The organism is Pseudoalteromonas sp. MMG013, from assembly GCF_018100885.1.
GTDB lineage: Bacteria > Pseudomonadota > Gammaproteobacteria > Enterobacterales > Alteromonadaceae > Pseudoalteromonas > Pseudoalteromonas aurantia.
On sequence record NZ_JAGJEE010000003.1, the window covers coordinates 291,918 to 315,842 of the forward strand.

Annotated in this window: 18 protein-coding genes, 1 other RNA gene, 1 pseudogene and 1 CRISPR repeat array; of the genes and pseudogenes, 18 read left to right on the plus strand and 2 right to left on the minus strand. The window is 41.1% G+C overall.

Annotation, left to right across the window (positions count from 1 at the left end):
* The first annotated feature begins 2 nt into the window (after positions 1–2).
* The 12 genes from rseP to J8L98_RS04835 all read left to right on the plus strand — a co-directional run bounded on the left by rseP (position 3) and on the right by J8L98_RS04835 (position 14,711).
* Positions 3–1,355 (plus strand): sigma E protease regulator RseP, encoded by a 1,353-nt coding sequence (gene rseP / locus J8L98_RS04780; RefSeq protein WP_210995521.1) that lies wholly within the window; start codon positions 3–5, stop codon positions 1,353–1,355.
* A gap of 71 nt (positions 1,356–1,426) precedes the next feature.
* Positions 1,427–3,898, plus strand: coding sequence for an outer membrane protein assembly factor BamA (gene bamA / locus J8L98_RS04785; protein ID WP_210995522.1), 2,472 nt, complete (start codon positions 1,427–1,429; stop codon positions 3,896–3,898).
* A gap of 11 nt (positions 3,899–3,909) precedes the next feature.
* Complete coding sequence (locus J8L98_RS04790) at positions 3,910–4,428, plus strand: OmpH family outer membrane protein (protein WP_210995523.1); 519 nt, start codon at positions 3,910–3,912, stop codon at positions 4,426–4,428.
* Entirely contained in the window at positions 4,428–5,468 is a 1,041-nt protein-coding gene (gene lpxD, locus J8L98_RS04795; RefSeq protein WP_210995524.1) for a UDP-3-O-(3-hydroxymyristoyl)glucosamine N-acyltransferase, read from the plus strand. Before J8L98_RS04790 ends, lpxD begins: the two co-directional genes overlap by 1 nt.
* Before the next feature lie 13 nt (positions 5,469–5,481).
* Entirely contained in the window at positions 5,482–5,934 is a 453-nt protein-coding gene (fabZ, locus tag J8L98_RS04800) for a 3-hydroxyacyl-ACP dehydratase FabZ (protein ID WP_192508262.1), read from the plus strand.
* A gap of 2 nt (positions 5,935–5,936) precedes the next feature.
* On the plus strand, positions 5,937–6,707 hold the full coding sequence (gene lpxA, locus J8L98_RS04805) for an acyl-ACP--UDP-N-acetylglucosamine O-acyltransferase (protein WP_210995525.1): 771 nt from the start codon (positions 5,937–5,939) through the stop codon (positions 6,705–6,707).
* A gap of 85 nt (positions 6,708–6,792) precedes the next feature.
* Entirely contained in the window at positions 6,793–7,947 is a 1,155-nt protein-coding gene (lpxB, locus tag J8L98_RS04810; RefSeq protein WP_210995589.1) for a lipid-A-disaccharide synthase, read from the plus strand.
* The gene (gene rnhB, locus J8L98_RS04815) at positions 7,937–8,530 is read left to right on the plus strand and encodes a ribonuclease HII (RefSeq protein ID WP_210995526.1); all 594 of its coding nucleotides are present in this window, start codon (positions 7,937–7,939) and stop codon (positions 8,528–8,530) included. The genes lpxB and rnhB overlap by 11 nt, the downstream gene beginning before the upstream one ends.
* Before the next feature lie 2 nt (positions 8,531–8,532).
* Complete coding sequence (gene dnaE, locus J8L98_RS04820) at positions 8,533–12,021, plus strand: DNA polymerase III subunit alpha (protein ID WP_210995527.1); 3,489 nt, start codon at positions 8,533–8,535, stop codon at positions 12,019–12,021.
* A 19-nt stretch (positions 12,022–12,040) separates the two neighbouring features.
* A complete protein-coding gene (gene accA / locus J8L98_RS04825; protein ID WP_192508258.1) occupies positions 12,041–12,997 on the plus strand; it encodes an acetyl-CoA carboxylase carboxyl transferase subunit alpha in 957 nt (318 codons plus the stop codon).
* A gap of 54 nt (positions 12,998–13,051) precedes the next feature.
* Positions 13,052–14,374, plus strand: a complete 1,323-nt coding sequence (gene tilS / locus J8L98_RS04830) for a tRNA lysidine(34) synthetase TilS (RefSeq protein WP_210995528.1) — start codon at positions 13,052–13,054, stop codon at positions 14,372–14,374.
* Positions 14,364–14,711 (plus strand): hypothetical protein, encoded by a 348-nt coding sequence (locus J8L98_RS04835; protein WP_210995529.1) that lies wholly within the window; start codon positions 14,364–14,366, stop codon positions 14,709–14,711. Before tilS ends, J8L98_RS04835 begins: the two co-directional genes overlap by 11 nt.
* Before the next feature lie 51 nt (positions 14,712–14,762).
* Here the strand turns inward: J8L98_RS04835 and J8L98_RS04840 are convergent, their stop codons facing one another.
* On the minus strand, positions 14,763–15,656 hold the full coding sequence (locus tag J8L98_RS04840; protein ID WP_210995530.1) for a GGDEF domain-containing protein: 894 nt from the start codon (positions 15,654–15,656) through the stop codon (positions 14,763–14,765).
* 143 nt (positions 15,657–15,799) lie between these two features.
* Here J8L98_RS04840 and J8L98_RS04845 point away from each other — a divergent pair, with 143 nt between their 5' ends.
* Entirely contained in the window at positions 15,800–17,773 is a 1,974-nt protein-coding gene (locus tag J8L98_RS04845; protein WP_210995531.1) for a monovalent cation:proton antiporter family protein, read from the plus strand.
* A gap of 7 nt (positions 17,774–17,780) precedes the next feature.
* On the opposite strand, the gene J8L98_RS04850 is transcribed toward J8L98_RS04845, so the two are convergent.
* The gene (locus tag J8L98_RS04850) at positions 17,781–18,932 is read right to left on the minus strand and encodes a patatin-like phospholipase family protein (RefSeq protein ID WP_210995532.1); all 1,152 of its coding nucleotides are present in this window, start codon (positions 18,930–18,932) and stop codon (positions 17,781–17,783) included.
* A gap of 151 nt (positions 18,933–19,083) precedes the next feature.
* Here J8L98_RS04850 and J8L98_RS04855 point away from each other — a divergent pair, with 151 nt between their 5' ends.
* The 5 genes and pseudogenes from J8L98_RS04855 (at position 19,084) to J8L98_RS04875 (ending at position 23,906) form a co-directional block, all read left to right on the plus strand.
* Complete coding sequence (locus J8L98_RS04855; protein ID WP_210995533.1) at positions 19,084–20,010, plus strand: DUF3014 domain-containing protein; 927 nt, start codon at positions 19,084–19,086, stop codon at positions 20,008–20,010.
* Between the two features lie 122 nt (positions 20,011–20,132).
* Positions 20,133–20,229, plus strand: an RNA gene (gene ffs, locus J8L98_RS04860) — signal recognition particle sRNA small type.
* A gap of 238 nt (positions 20,230–20,467) precedes the next feature.
* Positions 20,468–20,788: pseudogene (locus tag J8L98_RS04865) on the plus strand (type I-F CRISPR-associated endoribonuclease Cas6/Csy4); the annotation flags it as partial.
* A gap of 122 nt (positions 20,789–20,910) precedes the next feature.
* Positions 20,911–21,118: a CRISPR direct-repeat array (repeat unit 29 nt; unit sequence GTGACCTGCCGCATAGGCAGCTGAAAATT).
* Between the two features lie 200 nt (positions 21,119–21,318).
* A complete protein-coding gene (gene drt5 / locus J8L98_RS04870) occupies positions 21,319–22,800 on the plus strand; it encodes an antiviral reverse transcriptase Drt5 (RefSeq protein WP_210995534.1) in 1,482 nt (493 codons plus the stop codon).
* A 32-nt stretch (positions 22,801–22,832) separates the two neighbouring features.
* Complete coding sequence (locus tag J8L98_RS04875; RefSeq protein ID WP_210995535.1) at positions 22,833–23,906, plus strand: hypothetical protein; 1,074 nt, start codon at positions 22,833–22,835, stop codon at positions 23,904–23,906.
* Positions 23,907–23,925 lie beyond the last annotated feature (19 nt).

Genomic DNA, 23,925 nt, shown 5'->3' on the forward strand with positions numbered 1-23,925 from the left:
TTATGTTTGAATTTTTCTGGAACTTAGGCTCATTTATTATAGCATTGGGTATTTTAGTAACCGTGCATGAGTATGGTCATTTTTGGGTTGCACGCAAAGCCGGTGTGGAGGTTTTACGCTTTTCAATTGGCTTTGGAAAACCATTATTCAAATGGCATGATAAGTTAGGTACTGAGTATGTTATTGCTTTGATACCGCTTGGCGGTTACGTCAAAATGCTTGATGCACGAGTTGATACTGTACCTGCTGATAAGCAGCATTTGGCTTTCGATAGTAAGCCTGTTTTATCTAAGATAGCCATCGTTTCAGCAGGCCCCATTGCAAACTTCTTATTCGCTATTTTTGCGCTTGCCATGATGTATATGATTGGGGTTCAGAATGTAAAACCGGTTGTTGGCGGGGTTGCAGAACATAGTCGGGCAGCAACGGCAAACTTTCTACCTGGCGACCATATTTTGCAGTTGGGTGATAAGGCAGTCTCTTCATGGCAAGAGGTTACTTTTGGCTTAATGAGTCATTTAGGTGAACAAGAAGTACAAGTTAAAGTACAAGACGCAGAGCAAAAAATTCAGTTACGAACGATTGCACTTAATGGCTGGAAGCTAGATAAACAAGACGAAGCTCCACTTCAGTCTATTGGCATTGAGCCTTTTAGACCTGCATTAACATTAACTTTAGGCCATATTCAAACTGGTTCGGCAGCGGATAAAGCAGGTCTTAAAGTGGGTGATACGATTGTATCGATTAATGAAATTGACGTCGTTGATTGGCAGTCCTTAGTGGATAAAATAAAAGTCTCGGCCAAACAACCTTTGCGTTTTTCTATTCGTCGAGCAAGTAATGTGCAATTGCTTACGGTTATTCCTGAAGCGAAGCAGATGAGCGATGGACGCTCTATCGGGTACTTAGGAGTTGTGCCTCAGTTAGAAAAGTGGCCTAACGGATATATTGAAACTAGACAGTACGGTCCTTTGGATAGTATGGTGCTGGGCATAAAAAAGACGTATGAGCTTATCAGTCTGAGTTTTGATATGATTGGCAACTTAATCACAGGTCAAGTATCAGTAAAAAACTTAAGCGGGCCTGTCGGAATTGCCGTTGGTGCTGGAAATAGCGTGAGCTATGGTATTGTTGCCTTTTTGAGCTTTTTAGCTTTGATTAGTGTTAATTTAGGTGTTTTTAACTTATTACCTCTACCAGTCTTGGATGGTGGGCACTTAATGTATTACATAATTGAACTAATCCGTAAAAAACCAGTCTCTGAAAAGACACAAGAGTTAGGGTTTAAGGTTGGTGCCTTGTTATTAATCGCTCTAACATGTTTTGCTTTATTAAATGATGTATCGAGACTGTAGCTCGAATTGGTGTATACAACACCCGTCACAGCGTTATGACGCTAATTGTTGTAAAGGATAAAGATAATAAAATGCCTATAAAAAAACATCTCGCAGTTACCAGTTTACTGGGCGCAAGTTTTGCCGCACTTGGGCAAAATACCTTTATCGTAGAAGACTTAAAGGTTGAAGGGCTACAGCGCGTAGCTTTGGGAGCAGCACTTACGCATATTCCAATTAATGTTGGTGATTCTGTAGATGACTACACGATTTCACGCACCATAAAAGCGCTCTATAAGTCGGGTCACTTTGATGACATCGCTGCATTACGTGATGGTAACCAGGTTATTTTCAAAGTTCGTGAAAGGCCCACGATTGCTTCAATTGAGTTTGATGGAAACAAAGACATCAAAGACGAGCAGTTAAATGAAAGCCTAGAAGGTCAGGATATTCGAGCGGGTGAGCCTTTAGATAAAACAGTATTAGACAATATTGAAAAAGGGCTTATCGAGTTCTTTCATAGTATTGGTAAATACAATGCGAAACTTGAAGTTAACATTGTTGATTTACCTCGAAACCGTGTGCGATTAATGCTTGAATTTGACGAAGGTGACGCAGCCTCTGTTCGACAAATCAATCTGGTAGGTAATGAGTTATTTTCTGATGAAGAGTTGTTAAAGCTTGCCGATTCTCAACAAGATTTACCTTGGTGGAAATTCATGTCGAATGACCGCTATCAAAAGCAAACGATTGAAGGCGATTTAGAAAAAATCCGTAGCTATTATTTAGACCGAGGGTATTTTCGTTTTAATATTGACTCAACACAAGTATCGGTAAGTCCAGAGCGTGAGTCAGTCTATGTTACGGCTAATTTGACTGAGGGTGAAAAGTATTCAGTTAAAAGTTTTGACTTCATCGGTGATTTATTGGGAAGAGAAGAGCTGATTAAAAGTGTGATCCCATTACGCGCTGGTGAGCTTTATAACGGTTCAATCGTTACTTCATCTGAAGAGTTTATTAAAAGCTATCTAGCACGGTTTGGTTATGCCAATGCTGAAGTTCGTACCATCCCAGAAGTTGATGATGAAAATAAAGAAGTGAAACTCACTTTATCGGTTAACCCCGGTAAACGTGTATATGTTCGCCGTATCATGGTCAATGGTAACCAGGTGACCGCTGATGAAGTGGTACGTCGAGAAATGACACAGCTTGAAGGGGCATGGTTGTCCAATCAAAGTCTTGAACGTTCTAAGTTACAAATACAGCGCTTACCTTATATGGAAAGTGTTGAATTTGAAGTCAAACCAATTACAGGAATTGACGACCAAGTTGACGTAGACTTTGATGTAAAAGAGCAGCCAGCAGGTAGTTTTCAGGCTGGTGTTGCATATGGCTCATATGCAGGAATGCAATTTAATGTCGGTGTCAGTGAATCCAACTTTTTAGGTACGGGTAACCAAGTTGCATTTAATGTGAGTACAGCAAAAGGTTCTGACCGATATAGTGTGTCGTATACAAATCCGTATTTTACCCCAGATGGTGTATCTCAAGGCAGTAGTATTTTCTTTAGTAATTACGATGCGAGTAAATTCAGCTTAGTTGAGTACAAGTCACGTAGTTATGGTTTAGGTACGAGCTTTGGTTTCCCTATTGACGCAGTAAATAGAATTAACTTTGGTGGCCGTTGGATTGAAGAGTCATTATCAGATATTGCTGATTATGAGCAAACACGTATTTTACGTTTGAGTTTCCTTGATCCCGAAAACCCTGAAGCTGATTTTGACTTCACTAAGTACGAGCTGAGTTTAGGCTGGTCTCGAGTGACAGTTAACCGTGGTATGTTCCCTACCGATGGTTCCCGTCAAACGTTGAAGTTGACAGCAACAACACCGAATTCAGATCTGAATTATTTTAAATTGAATTATGATTCACGTTTCTATTGGCCAATAAGTAACGATCATCGCTGGGTATTTTCAGCGAGAGCGGCCCTTGGTTACGGCAACGGTTATGGCGAAACGAATGGCTTTGAACAGATTCTACCTTTCCAAGAATTCTTTCGTATAACCGAAATGGAATTGCGTGGATTTGATAGAAATACAATTTTACCGCAAGCGATTCAACGCATTCCAACATCGATCCCTGGTTCGATATTACCAGATGGTTCATCGACGGGCAGTATTGGCGGAAACCCTGAGTTCGATAGACTTCAATTTGGTGGCCGTATCGGTGGTAATGCAAAAGCAATTGCAGGCGCGGAATTGATAGTACCGACACCGTTCTTAGATGAAGATAACACCAACTCAGTAAGAACGAGCTTATTTATTGATGCTGCGAATGTTTGGGATACAGAATTTGATGTAGATAGGTACCTACATTTGCCAGAAGATCAATATAAAAAATTGTCTGATTATTCAGATCCTACAAGATTTAGGGTTTCAGCGGGTTTATCTATTCAATGGATTTCACCAATGGGGCCAATGTTGATTAGTTTTGCTCATCCGTTAAGAAAAGAAGAAGACGATGAAACGAAAACAATCAGCTTTAATATCAGTAATACATTCTAAGGAGTAAATTTGTGAACAAACTATTTAAAACGACAGCAATGGCTTTAATGGCAACATTAATGATGGGTACTTCTGCGAGTGCATTAGCACATAAAGTAGGTATTGTTGATATGCAACAAGTTTATAAGCAGATCCCACAGATGGCTAAAATAGAGCAGCAGTTACTCACAGAGTTTGCAGAGCGTCGTCAAGAGCTTGAGAAAATTCAAGGTGATATCCGTTTTGAAGCTGAAAAATTTAAGCGTGAAAGTGCCACGATGAGTGACGAGCAAAAGGCAACACTGCGTGACAAAATTCAAGGCATGCAAAAAGTATTGGCTGAAAAAGGTCGTCCGTTAGAGCAAGAGATTAAAACTCGTCAAAGCCAAGAGCTTGCTAAAGTACAAGACGTTATCATCAAAACGATTCAAAGCGTTGCTAAAAAAGGAAAGTTTGACGAAGTAAGAGTAAAAGATACCACTATCTACTTTAATCCTGATAAAGTAACAGACCTTTCTAGCAAAATTGTTGATGCGGTAAGCAAAAAATAATGACCAAACAGTTTACTTTGGGTCAACTAGCGACGCATTTAGGTGCGTCACTAGTCGGTGATAGTGATTATCAGATTGATAAAATCGCGACATTACAAAAAGCCGGCCCAACAAACATCGCTTTTTTAGCGAATAAGAAATACCGTAACCAACTGGCTGACACAAATGCTGGTGCGGTTATTGTGTCTGAAGATGATGCAGAGTATTTTTCTGGCAATAAGATTGTTGTAAAAAATGCTTATACTGCATACGCTTACCTGGCACAAATGATGGACACTACTCCTGCGTCTGCATCAAATATTCATTCATCAGCCGTTATTCATGGCCGTGTGACTTTAAGCCAAGATGTGAGTATCGGTGCGAATGCAGTGATTGAAGCCGGATCTGTCATAGGCAAGAATGTTCAAATTGGTCCAGGATGTTTTGTCGGCCAAAATACAGTCATTGGTGATAACACTAAATTGTGGGCCAATGTGACGGTTTATCACGATGTTACCATAGGTGATAATTGTTTATTTCAATCTGGCTGTGTAATCGGTAGTGACGGTTTTGGTTACGCGAATGAGGCTGGTAAGTGGATAAAAATTCCTCAAGTCGGCGGTGTGAATATTGGCAATAACGTAGAAGTTGGCGCGAATACCGTTATTGACCGTGGCGCATTAGATGATACGATCATTCATGATAATGTTATTTTGGATAATTTAATTCAAATTGCACACAACGTTGAAATTGGAGAAGGGACAGCTATTGCAGGTGCAACGGTTGTAGCAGGAAGCGTGACAATCGGTAAGCATTGTCAAATCGCGGGCTTGGTTGGGATCAATGGACATATTGATATTTGCGATGGCGCTATCATTACAGGTATGACAATGATTACTAAAGCCATTACTAATTCAGGTGTTTATTCATCTGGAATACCGCACTCAACGAATAAAGAATGGCGTCGAAATATTGCCCATTTTCGTAATTTATCAGAGTTCAAGCAGCGTTTGAAGTCGTTAGAAACACTGACTGAGCACTTAAAAAACATTGATGAATAAAAAGGATGCTACTTTGGCAAACGAATTAAACAGCTTTGATACACAAGAAATTTTAAAGCTATTACCTCATCGTTACCCAATGTTATTGGTTGATAAAGTTATTGACTACAAAGCGGGTGAATATCTACATGCGATAAAAAATGTAACAGTGAACGAGCCTATTTTCACTGGTCATTTTCCTGGTCAACCTATTTTCCCCGGTGTGATGATTTTAGAAGCAATGGCACAAGCCACGGGTTTACTTGGGTTTAAAACGGTGGAAAATCGCAGCGAGAGTGAACTATACTTATTTGCAGCGATCGATAATGCACGTTTTAAGCAACCAGTATTACCTGGTGATACCATGCATTTGCATATCGATTTTGTAAAAGAGCGCCGTAACATTTGGAAGTTTCACGGTGAAGCAAAAGTAGACGGCAAAGTGGTATGCAGTGCCGAGCTAATGTGCGCGAGAAGAGAGTTATAATAGTGATCCATCCTACTGCGATTGTTGAATCGGGTGCGAAATTAGGCAACAACGTAACCATTGGTCCATATAGTTATGTTGGTCATGATGTCGAACTGGGTGATAATTGTATCATCGAGTCGCATGTTGTTATTAAGGGACCTTCAACCATTGGCTCAGGCAATCATATTTTCCAGTTTGCGTCAGTAGGTGAAGCTTGCCAAGACAAAAAGTATAAGGATGAGCCGACACAGCTCATTATTGGAGACAATAATGTGATCCGTGAGTGTGCGACAATCCACCGGGGTACAATTCAAGACCAAGGTATTACGCGCATTGGTAGTAATAACTTATTTATGGCATATACGCATGTTGCGCATGATGCAGTAATAGGCAGTAATGTTATCTTTGCTAATGGCGCTAGTGTGGCAGGGCATGTTCATGTCGGTGACTGGGTTATTCTTGCGGGCAATACTGGGGTTCATCAATTTTGTAAAATTGGAGCCCATGCATTTATCGGTATGTACTCAGGTGTTAACAAAGATGTGCCTCCATTCGTAACCACAACAGGTACTCCGGCAAAACCTGCGGCAATTAATACCGAAGGTATGAAACGTCGAGGTTTTGATAGTGATGAAGTGATGGCGGTGCGTCGTGCATACAAAGCTTTTTACCGCAAAGGTTATACTCTTGAAGAAGCAGTACTGTCACTTGAAGAAGATGCAAAGCAGTTTCCAGCGGTACAACAGATGATCGATTTTCTAGATACATCAGATCGCGGTATTATTCGTTAAATCGGCCGTGATAAAACGTTATTGATGAACGCCATACAGATTAATTTGTATGGCGTTTTTATTTATACAAACTCAGATAATAGACATGATAAATAAAAATAAATTAACCATAGGTATTGTAGCGGGCGAATTGTCGGGCGATATATTGGGCGCAGGTCTTATTCATGCTTTAAAGCAACATTATCCTCATGCAGAGTTTGTGGGTATTGCAGGACCTAAAATGCAGCAAGCGGGCTGTAAAACACTGTTTGATATGGAAGAACTGGCAGTCATGGGATTGGTTGAAGTGTTAGGGCGCCTACCTCGGCTGTTAAAAATACGCAAACAGCTTGTTCAGCATTTTATTGACAATCCGCCTGATGTTTATATTGGTATTGATGCACCGGACTTCAATTTACGAGTCGAAAAGCCACTTAAAAAAGCGGGTATAAAAACAGTACAATATGTGAGCCCTTCTGTATGGGCATGGCGCCAAAAGCGCATTTTTACGATAGCAGAAGCAACTAATTTGGTTTTATCATTACTGCCATTTGAAAAGGCATTTTACGACAAACATGATGTACCCTGTACGTTCGTAGGGCATACACTTGCTGACGAAATTCCACTTAAAGTGAATGCTAGTGCAGCCAGAGCTAAGTTAGGCCTCGCTGAAGATGACTTAGTGTTAGCACTTCTTCCAGGCAGCAGAGGTTCTGAGGTTGGCTTATTAAGCAGTACGTATTTGGAAACAGCCAAACTACTTAAAGATAAACTGCCAGAGTTAAAAGTAGTGGTACCGCTTGTCAACGCGAAAAGAAAAGCACAATTTGAATCTGTGTTAGCAGAGGTTGCGCCAAACTTACGACCCTTGTTATTAGAAGGGCAATCAAGCGAAGCAATGTCGGCTGCTAATGCTGTGTTATTGGCGTCAGGCACGGCAACACTTGAAGCCATGCTATATAAAAAACCAATGGTAGTAGGGTACAAGTTTAAACCATCAAGTTACTGGATATTTAAGCACTTTTTTACATTTAATATAAAGTACTTCTCTTTGCCAAATTTATTGGCTGATGCACCATTGGTACCTGAGTTTTTACAGCAAGAATGTAATGCAGACGCGTTAGTTGATGCATTGTTACCAATGCTCAGAGGTGAGAGTGAAGCGCTCGTTGCACGCTTCTATGAGATACATGAGAATATTAGGCTAGATGCAAGTAAACAGGCTGCTAAAGCCGTAGCGGAGTTAATAGATGCAAGTTGAACGTCCAGATGTACAATTTATTGCCGGCGTAGATGAAGTTGGTCGAGGCCCTCTGGTTGGCGATGTTGTGACCGCTGCGGTGATCTTAGATCCGAATAAACCTATTGATGGCTTAGCTGACTCAAAGAAGTTATCAGAGAAAAAACGTATTGCATTGGCGGAAGAAATTAAAGAAAAAGCGCTGTGCTATTATGTTGCGCGTGCGTCAGTGGCAGAGATTGATGAGCTTAATATTTTACATGCCACCATGCTTGCGATGAGTCGTGCTGTTGAAGGGTTAGCGATTCAGCCTGATTTTGTTTTTATTGATGGTAATCGTTTACCAAAATTAACAATGGCTGCTCAGAGCGTGGTAAAAGGAGATAGTTTAGTGGCGGAAATCAGCGCTGCATCTATTTTGGCAAAGGTCACCCGCGACAATGAAATGTTGGAGTTAGACGCTGAATTCCCTGAATTTGGTTTTGCCGCACATAAAGGGTATCCGACAAAGGCACATTTTGCAGCGCTTGAAGCGCATGGCATAACACCGCATCATAGAACAACCTTTAAGCCTGTTCAGCGTATTATTGCAGGTGAGGAATAACGATGGCAGTACCTGATTTTGTGCATTTAAGAGTTCATAGTGACTTTTCAATGGTTGATGGTTTGGCAAAAACGAAGCCTATTGTTGCAAGAGCGCAAGAGTTAGAGTTGCCTGCGATTGCGATTACGGACCAAATGAACTTTTGTGGTTTAGTACGGTTTTATGGCACAACGCACGGCGCAGGTATTAAACCCATTGTTGGTGCTGATATTTGGCTTAAGAGCGACCAGTTTCCTGATGAACCGTCACGCTTAGTGGTGTTAGCCAAAGACAATACTGGATACAAAAACCTCACCTTATTAATATCTGAAGCATACCAACGGGGCCACGTATTTCACCGTCCTGTTGTTGATAAGCAATGGTTGGCTGCACATAAAGAAGGGTTGATTTTACTCTCCGCAGGTAAAGATGGCGATGTAGGCAAAGCGCTTCTAAAAGGTAACCCACAACTCGTAGATGAAACGGTGCAATTTTATGAAGAACATTTTGCTGATAATTTCTATCTAGAACTCATTCGTACAGGTAGAGCCGATGAAGAAACCTATTTGCATGCGGCTGTGGAGCTTGCAACTACGCGAGGGTTACCTGTTGTAGCGACGAATGAAGTGGTGTTTCTTCATGAAGCAGACTTTGATGCCCATGAGATTCGTGTGGCGATATTTGACGGTTATACACTGGAAGATAAACGCAGGCCTAAACGTTTTTCTAAAGAGCAGTATTTAAAAACAGCAGAACAAATGCAGGAGTTGTTTAGTGATATTCCTGAGGCATTGCAAAATACCGTTGAAATAGCAAAACGATGTAATGTCACCGTTCAGCTGGGGACTTATTTCCTCCCAGATTATCCAACTGGGGAGCTAAAAATTGACGATTTCTTGGTTAAGGTCTCCCGAGATGGCTTAGAAGAACGGTTACTGTTTTTATTTCCTGATGAACAGGACAGACAATCAAAGCGCGTTGAGTATGATGAACGACTGCAATTAGAGTTAGACGTTATAAACCAGATGGGGTTTCCAGGTTACTTTCTGATTGTAATGGAGTTTATTCAATGGAGTAAAGATAACAATATTCCAGTAGGGCCTGGACGCGGATCTGGTGCGGGCTCGCTGGTTGCTTATGCCTTGAAGATCACCGATTTGGACCCACTTGAGTTCGATCTACTTTTCGAGCGGTTCTTGAACCCTGAACGTGTATCAATGCCGGATTTCGATGTCGACTTTTGCATGGATCGCCGAGATGAAGTCATCGACCACGTTGCCATGTTGTATGGCCGAGATGCTGTGTCTCAGATCATCACGTTTGGTACTATGGCCGCAAAAGCGGTAATACGTGATGTAGGTAGGGTGCTTGGCCACCCGTATGGTTTTGTTGACCGCATATCTAAATTGGTACCTGGTGATCCAGGCATGACCCTTGCGAAAGCATTTGATGTAGAGCCCCGCTTACCTGAAGTATATGACAGCGATGAGGAAGTAAAAGATCTCATTGACATGTGCCGAATTTTAGAAGGTTGTACACGAAATGCTGGGAAACACGCCGGTGGTGTGGTTATATCTCCGACGACAATAACCGACTTTGCTGCGTTGTACTGTGATGATGAAGGGAAGTTTCCCGTTACTCAGTTTGATAAGAACGATGTTGAAACCGCTGGGTTGGTTAAATTTGACTTCTTAGGTTTGAGAACACTGACAATTTTGCAGTGGGCGCTCGATATGGCCAATGAACGTCTTACGCGAGAAGGTAAAGAGCATGTAGATATTGCGGCTATTCCATTGGATGACCGCAAGAGTTTTGAGCTGCTGTTACGCGCTGAAACAACAGCGGTGTTCCAGTTAGAATCACGCGGTATGAAAGACTTGGTTCGACGGCTGAAACCTGACTGCTTTGAAGACATGATTGCACTGGTTGCGCTGTTCCGGCCCGGTCCACTTCAGTCGGGCATGGTAGATAACTTTATTGACCGAAAGCATGGCCGTGAAGAACTTTCTTATCCCGACGTACAGTGGCAGCATGAGAGCTTAAAGCCTATTCTTGAGCCGACCTATGGCATTATCTTGTACCAAGAACAAGTAATGCAAATCGCCCAGGTGTTGGCTGGTTACACGCTTGGTGGGGCCGATATGTTACGCCGCGCGATGGGTAAGAAAAAACCAGAAGAAATGGCCAAGCAGCGTTCAACATTTGAAGAAGGCTCAGTCAATAACGGTGTAGATGGTGAGTTGGCGATGAAAATCTTCGACTTGGTTGAGAAGTTTGCAGGTTATGGCTTTAACAAATCTCACTCGGCCGCTTACGCACTTGTGTCTTACCAAACATTGTGGATGAAAACGCATTTTCCTGCTGAGTTCATGGCTGCGGTTATGTCAGCAGATATGGATAACACCGAAAAGATTGTTATTTTGGTTGATGAATGTGAAAACATGAAGTTGACCTTGTTACCACCTGATGTAAACGCTGGTGAATATAAATTTACTGTAAATTTAAAAGGTGAGATCGTCTATGGTATTGGTGCTATTAAAGGCGTTGGTGAAGCACCAGTAGACACCATCTTGGAGTGTCGGGCACAAGGTGGTGAATTCAAAGATCTATTCGACTTTTGCGCACGTGTTGATTTAAAGCGGTTAAATAAACGTGTACTAGAAAAGCTGATTTATGCCGGTGCATTGGATAAATTAGGGCCTGATGGCACACAAGCAGGAAGAGCAACGTTACTTGCTAGCGTAAAAGATGCCATGAAGTCTGCGGAGCAACACCATAAAGCAGAAGCGATTGGTCAGTCTGACTTATTTGGATTGTTGGCTGTAGAACCGGAAGAAGTTGAGCAAGCCTTTGTACTGGCAAGGCCTCTGACTGACAATGAGTGGTTAGATGGGGAAAAGGAAACGTTAGGACTTTATTTAACGGGCCATCCTATAAACCAATATCGACGAGAATTGAGGCACTATACATCGGGTAAATTAGTTGATTTGCAGCCAACGAATAGAGATGTGCAGTCAACAGCTGCTGGTTTAGTGATTAATGCGCGTACGTTAATAAATAAAAAAGGGAATCGCTGGGGGTTAATAACTTTAGATGACAAAAGTGCCCGAATTGATGTACGCTTATTCCCTGAACAGTTTGAAACATACCAAGAATTGCTGCAAATTAACCAAATCTTGGTAATATCTGGACAGGTCAGCTTTGATAACTTCTCTGGTGGCATTACAATGACTGCCAGAGATGTCTGTACCATAGCTCAAGCACGTGAAAAACGTATTAGAGCAATTAAAATGACGCTAAATATGGTGCAAATAGACGAAAACTTCTTCGATAAATTGCGAAAAGTGTTAGAACCTTATAAATTTGGTACATGTCCAATAAAAGTTATGTACCAGCGTCCAGATGCGTTAGCAGAGCTAACGCTTGGGACCGAATGGTGTGTGACGCCTACAGATGACCTAATAACTCGGTTGTCGCAAATGGCGGCGCAAGAAATAGAACTAGAATTTTAATTAATAGGTAGTTTAGAGCATGAGTCTCAATTATCTTGACTTTGAGCTTCCAATTGCAGAATTGGAAGCAAAAATTAAAGAATTACAAAATGTTAGCCGTTCAGGTAGTTTAGATCTGAGCTTAGAAGATGAAATTTCTCGACTGAAAGAGAAGAATGTTGAGCAAACAGAAAAAATCTTTTCTGGTTTAGGTGCTTGGCAAGTTTCTCAATTGGCACGTCATCCTCTTCGTCCTTATACTCGAGATTACATTGAACGTATTTTCACTGAATTTGATGAATTTGCTGGTGACAGAACATTCGCGAATGACCCTGCTATTTTAGGCGGTGTTGCACGCTTTGAAGGTCAGCCGGTCATGATCATTGGTCAACAGAAAGGGCGTGATACAGCTGAGAAGATTAAGCGTAACTTTGGTATGCCTAAGCCAGAAGGGTACCGTAAAGCCTTACGTTTAATGGAAATGGCTGAGCGCTTTAAAATGCCAATAATTACCTTCATTGACACTCCTGGCGCTTATCCTGGCGTGGGTGCTGAAGAGCGTGGTCAAAGTGAAGCAATTGCCCGTAATTTAAAAGTTATGGCTGCATTGAAAGTACCGACTATTTGTACCGTTATTGGTGAGGGTGGTTCTGGTGGCGCTTTAGCTATTGGTGTAGGTGACAGAGTTAATATGTTGCAATACAGCACTTACTCGGTTATTTCTCCAGAAGGGTGTGCTTCAATTCTTTGGAAAAGTGCAGATAAAGCCCCACTAGCTGCAGAAGCGATGGGTGTATCAGCTACACGCGTTAAAGAATTAGATCTCATCAATAGCATTGTAGATGAGCCTCTAGGTGGTGCGCATCGTGATTATGATGTGATGGCGAAAAACTTGAAAGCGCAGTTAAAACGCGACCTGACAGATCTTCAGGCATTAAGTACAGAAGAAATGTTGGAGCAACGTTATAACAGGCTAATGTCTTTCGGTTATTGCTAAGTAAGATGAATTAGCGTAAAAAGCCGCAATAGCGGCTTTTTTGCGTTCTATATTATGAAATCGAGTTTTTTATTTAAGCAGTTTAATACTGCGTTACATCAGCTAAACCCAACGCGGCAAACATTATGTGTTGCTTTATCGGGTGGCGTTGACTCAGTTGTATTGCTGCATCTATGTGTGGCTTTAAGAGACACATCAAATGTGGACATAGAAGCGGTTTATGTTCACCATGGTTTATCAGTCTATGCTGACGATTGGCTACACTTTTGCGACAGGCTATGCAAACAGTTACAAGTGCCATTTAAGTATGAATATGTTGATGTTGAACATAAAGCTCGGCACAGTGTTGAGGCGCAGGCACGCGATGTACGCTATAAAGCATTGCATAATCAGGCGTCTGATGATGCACTTATCGTATTGGGTCAGCATGGTGATGATCAACTTGAAACCTTTCTATTACGATTAAAGCGAGGGTCTGGTTTACTTGGGTTAGGAGCGATGCGAGCGCGTACTCAGTTACCCAATGGACGCGAGTGTATCCGACCTTTACTACATGTAAGTCGTGATGACATAGAAGCATTTGCTGATCACTATGCACTCTCTCATATTGAGGATGAATCAAATAAGCATGATCACTTTGATAGAAATTTCTTGCGTAACCAAATAATTCCCCAATTAAAAACACGTTTTTCAGGTTTGTTACCTAGTGCGTTGAGAAGCATTCAATTATTGCAGCAACAGCAGCAACTTATTGATGAAATCACGCAAGATGATTTAGCCCTTAGTATCTGTAATCAAAGAGAGTCGCGATGTGTAGATTTAGCAAAATTAGCGAACCTTTCACCGTTAAGGCAAAAGAACGTCGTCAGAGCGTGGTTAGCACTGCATAATGTGGCAATGCCGTCATTGGTGCAGCTTGAACAGATTCTAGTACAAAGCTTAACGAGTAAAATAGATGCGCAATTAAATATTGATTTAAAGTCGGGTTCAATCAAACGCTACAGAGGCCTGCTGTACTGGGTCGTCACTCAAGATAAGCCAATTGAAAAAAGCAATGTCGGCCTAGATTCTGTGATGTTTGAGACCGGCTATGTTTTATGCGTAAAGCAAGGAAAAGGGATTCGAGCGCCACACCCTGATGAAGTTGTGTCGATTAGGTTTGGGTGTTTAAACGATAAAATAAAACCGCAATTTAAACCCGGACGAAACACGGTTAAGCATTGGTTGAAAGATGCCAAAGTGCCAACTTGGCAGCGTGCATTGGTACCACTGATTTATTATAACGATGTGTTGGTACAAGTGGTTGGGTATTATTTTAACCACGATCACGTAACGCAAGAGTGTGGAATTTATTGGGAAGAACGCAGTGATAGATAATCTGAAAATTGGCGCTTCATTGGCTAAGCAATCCCCTTGGGCATTATTACTCACAGGGCTTATTTTTTTGATGTTATTCCTTAATCAAGCAATGAATATCAACAATGTTATTTATGCTGTATTGCTCGGTCAATTGACCAGTGTGACACTGTTGGCTTATTGGCATGGTAAAGGTGGTATCTTTTTTATTATGGCCGTGTTGGCGCCTTTGGTACTGATCATCGTCACTGAGCTACCGACATTTATAGCGTTAGCATGGGTAATAAATGGCTTCTTTTTTGGTATGGCATTGCTGTTATTTTTCTATCATATGTACGTTAGTAAACTGAGTAAATAATAGGTAAGTGAGTGAGAAAAGGCTCAGCTAGGGGGGCTGAGCCAGTGATTATCAAACTGCGCGAGCGCAGTTTCGTCCCGCCGCTTTTGCTTTGTATAAACCTTTATCAGCTCGTGAAAATATTACGTTTTCACAATCATGGCTTGCAGCCAGTGTAAATCCAATACTGGTTGTTACACCAAAGTTTGCTAACAGACCACACCGTTGCACGGTTGCCATAATACGCTCTGCGATTAATTTATTAGTAGGAAATTCAGGGTCATCAATTAACACCGCAAATTCATCCCCACCAAATCGATACACGCTGTCAGTTGCTCTAATTGACTGTTTTAAAATGTTGGCAAACTCAATGAGTACATCATCACCGGCTTTGTGCCCATGTATATCATTGACTGCCTTAAAGTTATCTAAATCTAATATCATTAAACTAAAACTACGGTGGTGGCGCCGACTACGCTCTAACTTTTGTGCAAGATTGTCATTAAATTGACTGCGGTTGTTGAGCCCCGTTAGTGAATCTTTAGTTGCTAGCTGTAAAACTCGGCTGTACATCAGTGCATTGCGAAGTGGGTAAAGTAGAGCACTGTGTAAATGACGCAATTTGTTCTGAATACTACTGCTTAATTGATACTGGCAAAAATAAACGAGTTGCCCTAAATGCTCACCATTAAGCTCAAGATCAAAAGTATAAGGTGTATATTGATTGTCACTATCTTTCATTTGCGCCACGCCTAAGGAGGAGTGGAACTGTAGGCCAGATAATTTAATAATACGTTTTGCATAGTCGGCAAATAAGGTGAGCTGTTCGTCGAGCTGTAATGTTGTTTGTAACTGCTCAACTAAGCGATGAGTTGGCTCTGGCTGACTCGTGAATTGCTCGTTACTAAACGGCAAATAGTCGCCACGCGTGGGCATTCGCTGAGTCAAAATATGGACATTCTCCATTTATAATTCCCCTAAATACAATTATGGGGAATATAAAGCTAAATTCGTGCCATAAATTTAAACTGGCTGAAAAACAGTTGCTTGCTATAGTTAATGAAAGCTTGTTCATTTAATTAGCAACTTTTTGACGCTCAGGAGGCTGTTTGCAGACTATATTTGCCGAAGTGTTTGCGCTATTACTTGCCGCTGTAATTTTAGTGTGGTTGTTTAAACGCGTTGGTTTACCTGCAATCTTAGCCTATTTAGTGACAGGTATTCTTGCTGGCAGCCATGGTATTGGCTGGATGACGATTAGCTATGAAATGCACTTTATAGCTGAACTTGGCATTGTGTTTTTATTATTTAGTCTTGGGCTAGAGTTTTCAGTTCCTAGATTAATGGCAATGCGTCATTTGGTGTTCGGGTTAGGTAGTTTACAGGTTGTATTGACCACGTTATTAGGTACTGTATTGTTGTGGTTTTTGCAACTAAATTGGCTTGAAGCATTTGTTATTGCAAGTTTAGTCGCGCTCTCGTCAACGGCAGTTGTTGTAAAGTTATTGAAAGAATCCGGTTCACTTAATTTACGCAGTGGCCAGCTCGCAATTGGTGTGTTGCTGTTTCAAGACATTGCCGTAGTTCCGTTGCTTATTGCTTTTCCTTTAATTGCACAATCAGACAATCAAGTACTCGTCGGCGCTTTGAGCCTTGCATTGGCCAAGGGCGCCTTAGTATGTGTGTTTTTATGGGCTGTGGGTAAGTGGTTACTACCTAAAATATTCAATGAAGTAGCGTTAGTTAGAACCGATGAGCTATTTGTGCTAACCACATTGGTTGTCGCATTGTGTGCGGGTGGATTAACTTACTTGTTTGGTTTATCGATGGCATTAGGCGCTTTTTTAGCTGGAATGATGTTAGGTGAAAGCCAATACCGACATCAATTAGAAGCTGAGATACGACCGTTTCGCGATATCTTGATGGGGTTATTCTTTGTCACCGTCGGTATGCAGCTTGATATACCTTATGTTGTGTCTTCATTTTTATACATTGTACTTGCATTAGGCGCATTGCTATTTTTTAAGCTGTTGATCATTATGGTTTCTGCGCAATTGATGGGAGAGCGTAAAAAGGATGCTATTGCAACCGGTATTTTATTATGGCAAATGGGCGAGTTTGGTTTTGTACTGGTGGCGCTGGCCAGCAAACATCAACTTTTAGATGCCAATATTGCCTCCTTCTTAATTGCTTTAGGGGTGCTTTCAATGGCGTTGACGCCGTACTTAATTGAACAAACTGAGCGTATTCTCAGTTGGTTTAAATTAGACAAAGAGCGCTTCTCAGGTGACTTTCATCATGGCTTAGGGGTCGACGCGTTAAATGATCATGTTGTGATCCTTGGTTACGGGCGAGTAGGGCAAACGATCACCCGGTTTTTGAAGCCTGAAGCCATTCCTTATGTTGCAATAGAGCGCAATCCAATACTGGTGCAAGAAGCGCAAACAGCGGGCGAACCCGTATTGTTTGGCCACGCAGGACAAAAAGCCATATTAGAGTCGGCGAGTGTAGATAAAGCACGGTTGTTGATCATTACTTGTGGAGATTTTGAGCAATGTCAAAAGCTCATAGATTCAGTAAAGCAAGCCGCACCTGAGGTAAAGATTTTAGTACGCATGAGAGACGACATTCATTTAGAGGCGTTAAAGCAGCTAGGGGTGACTGAAGTGGTACCTGAAGCGCTAGAAGCAAGCTTAATGCTGGTATCACATGTGTTGTATATGTCGGGTGTGCCGATGCGCCGGATTTTAAAGCGGGTAAGCAAAGAGCGACAAAATAGGTATGAGTACTTACATGGTTTTTTTGCGGGTGACAGTGCTGACTTATCAGAGCACTCGACCGATAGGCTTGAGTATCTTCATGCTATCGCTTTACCTGAATCGGCCTATGCTGTGAATAAAACCATTAAAGAGTTGGCCTTGGATAAGCAAAGAGTTGTAATCACCGCATTGCGTCGCAATGGTGAAGAGATAGACTCGCCCGTTGAAGAAACAATGTTATTGGTTAACGATATCTTATTATTAAAAGGCAAACCAAGACGAGTTGAACGGGCAGAGCAATATTTACTCGAGGGCTTGGCATAATTGCGCTTTATTTTTTATCTAAGTGTAAAAACGCTCTGATCTCGTCAAGCTGAGCCATACCATCGTTAAAACCGATTTCCATTAGCTTCTGTGTATAGGCTTTTTCAAATAATAAATAACTGGATAAACTTGATTGAGAATGCCTTTTTATACCAATTCCACGCAATAGTAGTTTTATTGCCATAGGCATATCATCATAGTACTCTGAAGCTAGCGTAGTAAAGTTTTCAGATGGGTTGACTAATAGCGTAGACACTTGTTTTAACTCTTTATGTTTATCTCGTGCTGGTAGTAACCCCACGGTACGATTAACCCGTTCAAGCCGTTCTAAATCAGACTGTAATGTGTCGCTGAAAACACTATCAAGTAAATGCCCAGCAACGGTAGACATACCAGGGAAGTGCGGCTCGTAGCCCAGAGGTTGATGCGGCTTTGGCTGTTCAACACCAATAATGAATATTTTTTCCGCCCCTAAATGAATCGATGGACTTAGTGGTGAAAGCTGGTGGATTGATCCATCGCCGTAATAATGATGTTTTACTCGAACACTGGGAAACACCATAGGAATAGCACTGGATGCCATGAGCAAATCAAGCGTAATATTATCAGCAACTCCTTCTCGTTTTGAGCGTTGCCATGGTTGAACATTATTCGCTTGATAAAATGCCACTGATTTTCCGGTAGAATAGCTAGATACGGTAATGGACACCGCTTCTAAATAATGTCTATGTAAGTTTCGGTCAATACGAGATAAATCTAATACCTCACTGAGCAGCGTACGTAGCGGAGTGTTATCGAGTAAGCTGGCTGGCGGCAAGTTTAAAAACTCAGCTTTAAAGCTGCGCATGATATTAGAGAATATTCTGCCGTAAACGCCACTAAAATTACTCTTATAAACCATGTGCGTATGAAAGTTCTTCCAAACCCACTCTATTTTACGCACGGCCAAATGCATACATGAAGCATAACAGGCTAAAGCGGCAGAATTGATGGCTCCTGCTGACGTGCCATTGATGATTTGAAAAGGTAATGGCGCTGTGCGAGGCATACTTTGCGCGAGCGCTTTTAGTACGCCGACCTGGTATGCAGCTCGGGCGCCGCCTCCGGTGAGTAACAGAGCAACCTTTGGTTTATCTGAATTGCGTTGCTTTATACTCATAAATCCCCTTTAATAGAATGAACTTTTTGGTACAAACGTCGTCAGTAATGTATGGCTGTACTCTTGCAAGTAAAGTTTGTTACCTTTACTTTATGTTTTTATTTTAAAATATTCAAAGAATATTGTTTTTAAACCAATTAATGGAGCTGCTATGTCAGAACATTCCTCCCCATCAAAGCCTTCTCAAAGCCAAATGTTGCTTGCGGCGATCGCTGCTATGGCCCTTATTGTGGTGGCGGTTTTTGTATTATCGATGAAAAAAGATAATCCGAAGGAAAATAAAAAGTTTGAGCAAGATGTCGTAGTACCCGCAGCACAAGTCTCACAGCTGAATACCGCAGGTTTAAAACCAGAACAAACAGAGCCTAGTGCAGAGCAAGCAGTGAATGCGTCAAATAGTGAAAACACGGCACCTCAACAGCAAGTTAATACCACGATTAATACGCAGCCGAGCCTAGTGCAGCCAGAGCCGGTTGCAAACGTTAACATTGCAGCGCCAGCGCCTTTGAAGCTGGACGATAGCGATAACGCGGTACGCAATCGTATTGCAGAATACATGGCAGAAAAGTCGGTTGAGTTGTTTGTATCAGATGACATGATCAGACGCATGGTGGTATTTGTTGATAATACCGCCAAAGGGACCATCGCGAAAAAGCACATGCCAGTAAATCGCCCAGCAGAGGCATTTATGGCGTTAGAAGACGATATCATAGTGACAGACCCTAATAGTTATGAGCGTTATACCCCATATGCCACCATGTTTGCTAATCTAAGTACTGCACAAATTGTACGCTTATATCAGCAATTTCAGCCCCTTATTGTAGAAGCCTACGAAGAGATTGGTTACGAAGGAGATGAATTTAACGGTGTGCTGGTACAAGCCATTGAAGAGCTATTAGACACCCCAGTGCCTGAAACGACCTTACCCTTGATCAAAAACTCAGTGACTTATCGCTATGCGTATCCTGAATGGGAGCAGTTAAGTGATGTACAAAAGCAGTTCTTACGTATGGGGCCAAATAATATGAAAAAGGTAAAACAACGTTTAGTGACCTTGCAAAAGCAGTTAGCTGAGTAAATTACTACGACCAATTGTTTGATGTTTAAGCAGTTGGTCGTAATTAATGAGTTTTTCCTTGTAACTGATAACAATTCTAGAGATAATTACCCCGCGCCCAACAAGGCCCACTATGGTGGTCTTATTGGTCCTCTCGCAACAATAGCATGTGAACCTGGTCAGGCCCGGAAGGGAGCAGCCACAGCGTGTGACTTGTGTGCCGAGATGTGGCTGGTAAGACTACCACCCAATCTCCTCGTTTTGTTGTTTGAAGTATAAGTCTGCAAATTTGTAGTAAAACCCCGCATAAAAATTGAAATATAGCCCTGCAAGATTAATTAAAGTCTAAGAATTTTTCTATTTCTATTAGACAATTAAATCAATTCTGTGAAGACAACATGCATATCATTGGTTAACTCTAAAAATACTAGGAAGGGATGATCTTTGATAAGATTTTAAGACCAATGCTACCAAACTAGTTCCTGCTGATGCTCGTAAAGTTTCCATTATCCACGACCAAAGCTTAGGTAAGTTGTTTATGGGTGAAAAACGCCGGCGAATGGAACGCGCAAAACGCAGAGCTGAAGCTCGCGGCGAAGAATATATCCCACAATACGTGCCGAAAGATATGGAAATTAGCGCATTTCATAAAATCCCCATCGTCAGTAAAAGCAATCAAAACGACTTTTTACTGCATTTAAGGTTGGAGCCAACAGACTCAATACAAAACACCTTTAATAGCTATGGCTTTGCAACAAACAAAGAATACAAAGGCAGTGTACCGTTGTTAACCTTTTAAATCTCAATAGCTTTAGGAGTGTTGTATATCAGAGAGTTACGAGCCGTCGGTAAAACAAAGGTTATTTGTAAAAGGTTGGTTTAATCGTATGGAATTTATAAACTTTTAGGCTAACTTTAATAGTGACCTGCCGCATAGGCAGCTGAAAATTAATTAGGGCGGCCGTTATTAGTAATTAATGTGTGACCTGCCGCATAGGCAGCTGAAAATTGCAAAGGTTACAGCGGACTGCTTTCACCAAATTGACCTGCCGCATAGGCAGCTGAAAATATTAGTCCACATAATCAGTTTCATATTAACTTGTGACCTGCCGAGTCGGTAGCTGAAATTAGGCCAGGAAGTAAACAACTACATCGTATGACATATAACTGCCGAAAAGGCAGAGGCCAATTTAAAAGCCCCAGAATTTACTGGGGCTTTTTGTTTTAGCAACATATATTTTACTTTTTAGGTTGACGGAGATTAGACTAAAAGGGTTAACTAGGACAGGTATCAGTTACTATCAACAAGCCATTAATATTAGGGAAGATATGTCATCAATTAGCAACACAATAGAGTATTTCAAAGACGACTTCTCCAAAGGTTTGTTCCCACTAGATACAAACAAAATAGTGATCACGAATAATGCTAATGCGATCAGTGATTATGTCTACCAGCAAGTGCTTAACTCAAGTTCTACTAAAGAGCATTTTCTTCCTCAAGCAAGGTGTCATGCTGCGAAGCATGGTTTGCATCTAAGACGAACTTTTAAGCTTGACCCTGTTGCAGAATTTTACATTTACGATCTGGTATACAGGAATAAATCGTCATTTAGGAAGGATTTTTCTGAAAATAGATTAAGTTTTGGGCATCGCTTTCAAGATGGAAAACCTATCCCCTTAAGCACCGCTTATCGTAAGTTTAAGAGGGCGGTATCTAAGGCTAACAATGAGTTTGAATATGGCTTAAAGCTCGATATAGCCTCGTACTTTAACTCAATTTATCATCATGACTTAGTCAAGTGGTTTGATAATGGTCGAGCTCAGTCTGATGTAGAAGGTATAGGCCAGTTTTTGAGGGAAATAAATTCTGGTCGTAGCGTAGATTGTCTCCCTCAAGGAATTCACCCGTGTAAGGTGATCGGCGCTGAGTTTTTGAAATTCATTGATAACTCTAGGCTTCTGAAATCAGAGCTGACATTACGGTTCATGGATGATATTTATATATTTTCCGACGCAGAAAAAATGATACAGCATGACTTTTTATTGATTCAGCACTTAGCAGGTGAGAAGGGGTTAAGCTTCAATAATTCAAAAACTAAACAGGGTAAAGTCGCGTTGTCAGATGTAGATGAGCAAATTGAAGAAGTGAGAAAGCAGTTGCTGCATGTTCGAACGGAATTAGTTGAAACCTACAATGGAGAAGAAGAAGTTGAAATTGAGGAAGAGCTTACACTCGCGCCCGAACAAGAAGAATATCTCTACTCCTTACTCCACACTCCTGATCTAGAGGAAATGGATGCTGAATTGATACTCACATTTATGAGCGAAAAAGGTGAGGATGTTCTTGAATACTTGACAGTTTTCTTTGGAAAATTTCCTAACTTAAGTAAAAAAGTATTTTATTTCTGCAAGAATATCGATGATAAAAGTGGCTTAGCTCAGGTTATGGAGAGTCATTTAGACAACTCTGAAGTTGTTACTGAGGAACAATTATTTTGGTTCGGAAAAATTGCAGAAGAACATTTGTCAAGAACTCCCGAGATAGGTTCGATTTTAATAAAGCTACTCGAACATAGCTACGCTAGCGATATATCAAAAAGCAAAGTGTTAGAGTCAGCCGAACAAAGGTTCGGACTACCTGATATACGAGAACAATACTTACGTGTAGGAAGGGCCGATTGGCTAGCATGGTCTTCAGCTGTGGGCACCAGAGGAATGAGTCGCAACAATAGGAATCACTTGTTAAAGTATTTTAGCAATGTTTCCCAAATGAATTTTTTAGTCGCATCTTCTGTAAGGGAACTGCCTTGATTATTAAAAGATATTTGTGAATAAGGATGAAAATGGAAGCAATTATTTTTCATGAAAGGCTTTACGAATTTAAAAAAGTCGAGTCACTTTTAGTGGATGCAAAAGTATTAATGAATCCCTATGCAATAGAGTCTGAAGAAACGTACAAACTTGAAAATTATCTTTTAAATCCAGGAAAGAGAGTGAGTTGCTTGTTAGATAGGAACATCGTTTCTTACCTTATAGATCTCGCTAAAGGTATACAACTTTCTGATAATTTCGAGCAAAGTCGGTGTCATAGACTAGCAGCTGGACTCCAAGCTTTTTTCAATGCGGCTAAAATTACATCAGAACCGGGGCTTTCTTATCATGAATATATAGAGAGAACCTCTGTGAAAGCTGCTGATTTGGATCTTAGTTATTTTCGCTCGGCTGATAATATTGACGCAAATTACTATCTTGATATTTGTTTGAATAAGATATCAAGCATTCCCAAAACCATAGTCCCAACGTTTGAAAGTGGTGAGCTGATAAGCTTCGATGAGTCGTATCGAGTCAAAGGTTTTGAATTTAATATTGTGGTTATCAAGAAAGCATTATGTATCCGTGCACAATGTAAAAATGACTACGAAGCTGTGGTTATGTTGCTAGATTGGATGTTTGAAGAGTATGTGTTCTGTGCTCCAGGGTTTTACTTCATGGCTATTTATTTCAGTCACAAGAGAATTCCGAAAATGTTGAAGTCCCAATCGGTGTTAGATGTGAGAAATGCGGCATGGGATTTGGCTTTACTCCAACAGTGGATAAGTCTAGCTAATAATGATACTGGGCAGGCGTGGTATTTAGCAACTATGGATAAAGCTATAAGAGAAGTCGCCAATTTGATGCTGATTAAATCAACGGAGACAGAAAAAGACTACTTCGAGCGGCTTCAATATGAATTTTCACTCATGTGGGGGAAAAAGTTTGGAGGTGGTAGAAAGTTGTTTAAACGGCTTACTTTTTGGATGGAAAATCCAGAACATCCTCAAAGAAAAGCCTACCGTTCAAAAAATAATGACAATGAGTATATGCTTACCTTAAGAACCTCTGTAGATGAAGAGTATAAAAGATTAGCGACTCCTTAAGTACAGTTTATAGTCAAAT

Coding starts and splice junctions, on each gene's coding strand:
- rseP (WP_210995521.1), top strand. CDS start 3: ATGTTTGAATTTTTCTGGAACTTAGGCTCATTTATTATAGCATTGGGT.
- bamA (WP_210995522.1), top strand. CDS start 1,427: ATGCCTATAAAAAAACATCTCGCAGTTACCAGTTTACTGGGCGCAAGT.
- lpxD (WP_210995524.1), top strand. CDS start 4,428: ATGACCAAACAGTTTACTTTGGGTCAACTAGCGACGCATTTAGGTGCG.
- lpxB (WP_210995589.1), top strand. CDS start 6,793: ATGATAAATAAAAATAAATTAACCATAGGTATTGTAGCGGGCGAATTG.
- rnhB (WP_210995526.1), top strand. CDS start 7,937: ATGCAAGTTGAACGTCCAGATGTACAATTTATTGCCGGCGTAGATGAA.
- dnaE (WP_210995527.1), top strand. CDS start 8,533: ATGGCAGTACCTGATTTTGTGCATTTAAGAGTTCATAGTGACTTTTCA.
- accA (WP_192508258.1), top strand. CDS start 12,041: ATGAGTCTCAATTATCTTGACTTTGAGCTTCCAATTGCAGAATTGGAA.
- tilS (WP_210995528.1), top strand. CDS start 13,052: ATGAAATCGAGTTTTTTATTTAAGCAGTTTAATACTGCGTTACATCAG.
- J8L98_RS04840 (WP_210995530.1), bottom strand. CDS start 15,656: ATGGAGAATGTCCATATTTTGACTCAGCGAATGCCCACGCGTGGCGAC.
- J8L98_RS04850 (WP_210995532.1), bottom strand. CDS start 18,932: ATGAGTATAAAGCAACGCAATTCAGATAAACCAAAGGTTGCTCTGTTA.
- J8L98_RS04855 (WP_210995533.1), top strand. CDS start 19,084: ATGTCAGAACATTCCTCCCCATCAAAGCCTTCTCAAAGCCAAATGTTG.
- drt5 (WP_210995534.1), top strand. CDS start 21,319: ATGTCATCAATTAGCAACACAATAGAGTATTTCAAAGACGACTTCTCC.
- J8L98_RS04875 (WP_210995535.1), top strand. CDS start 22,833: ATGGAAGCAATTATTTTTCATGAAAGGCTTTACGAATTTAAAAAAGTC.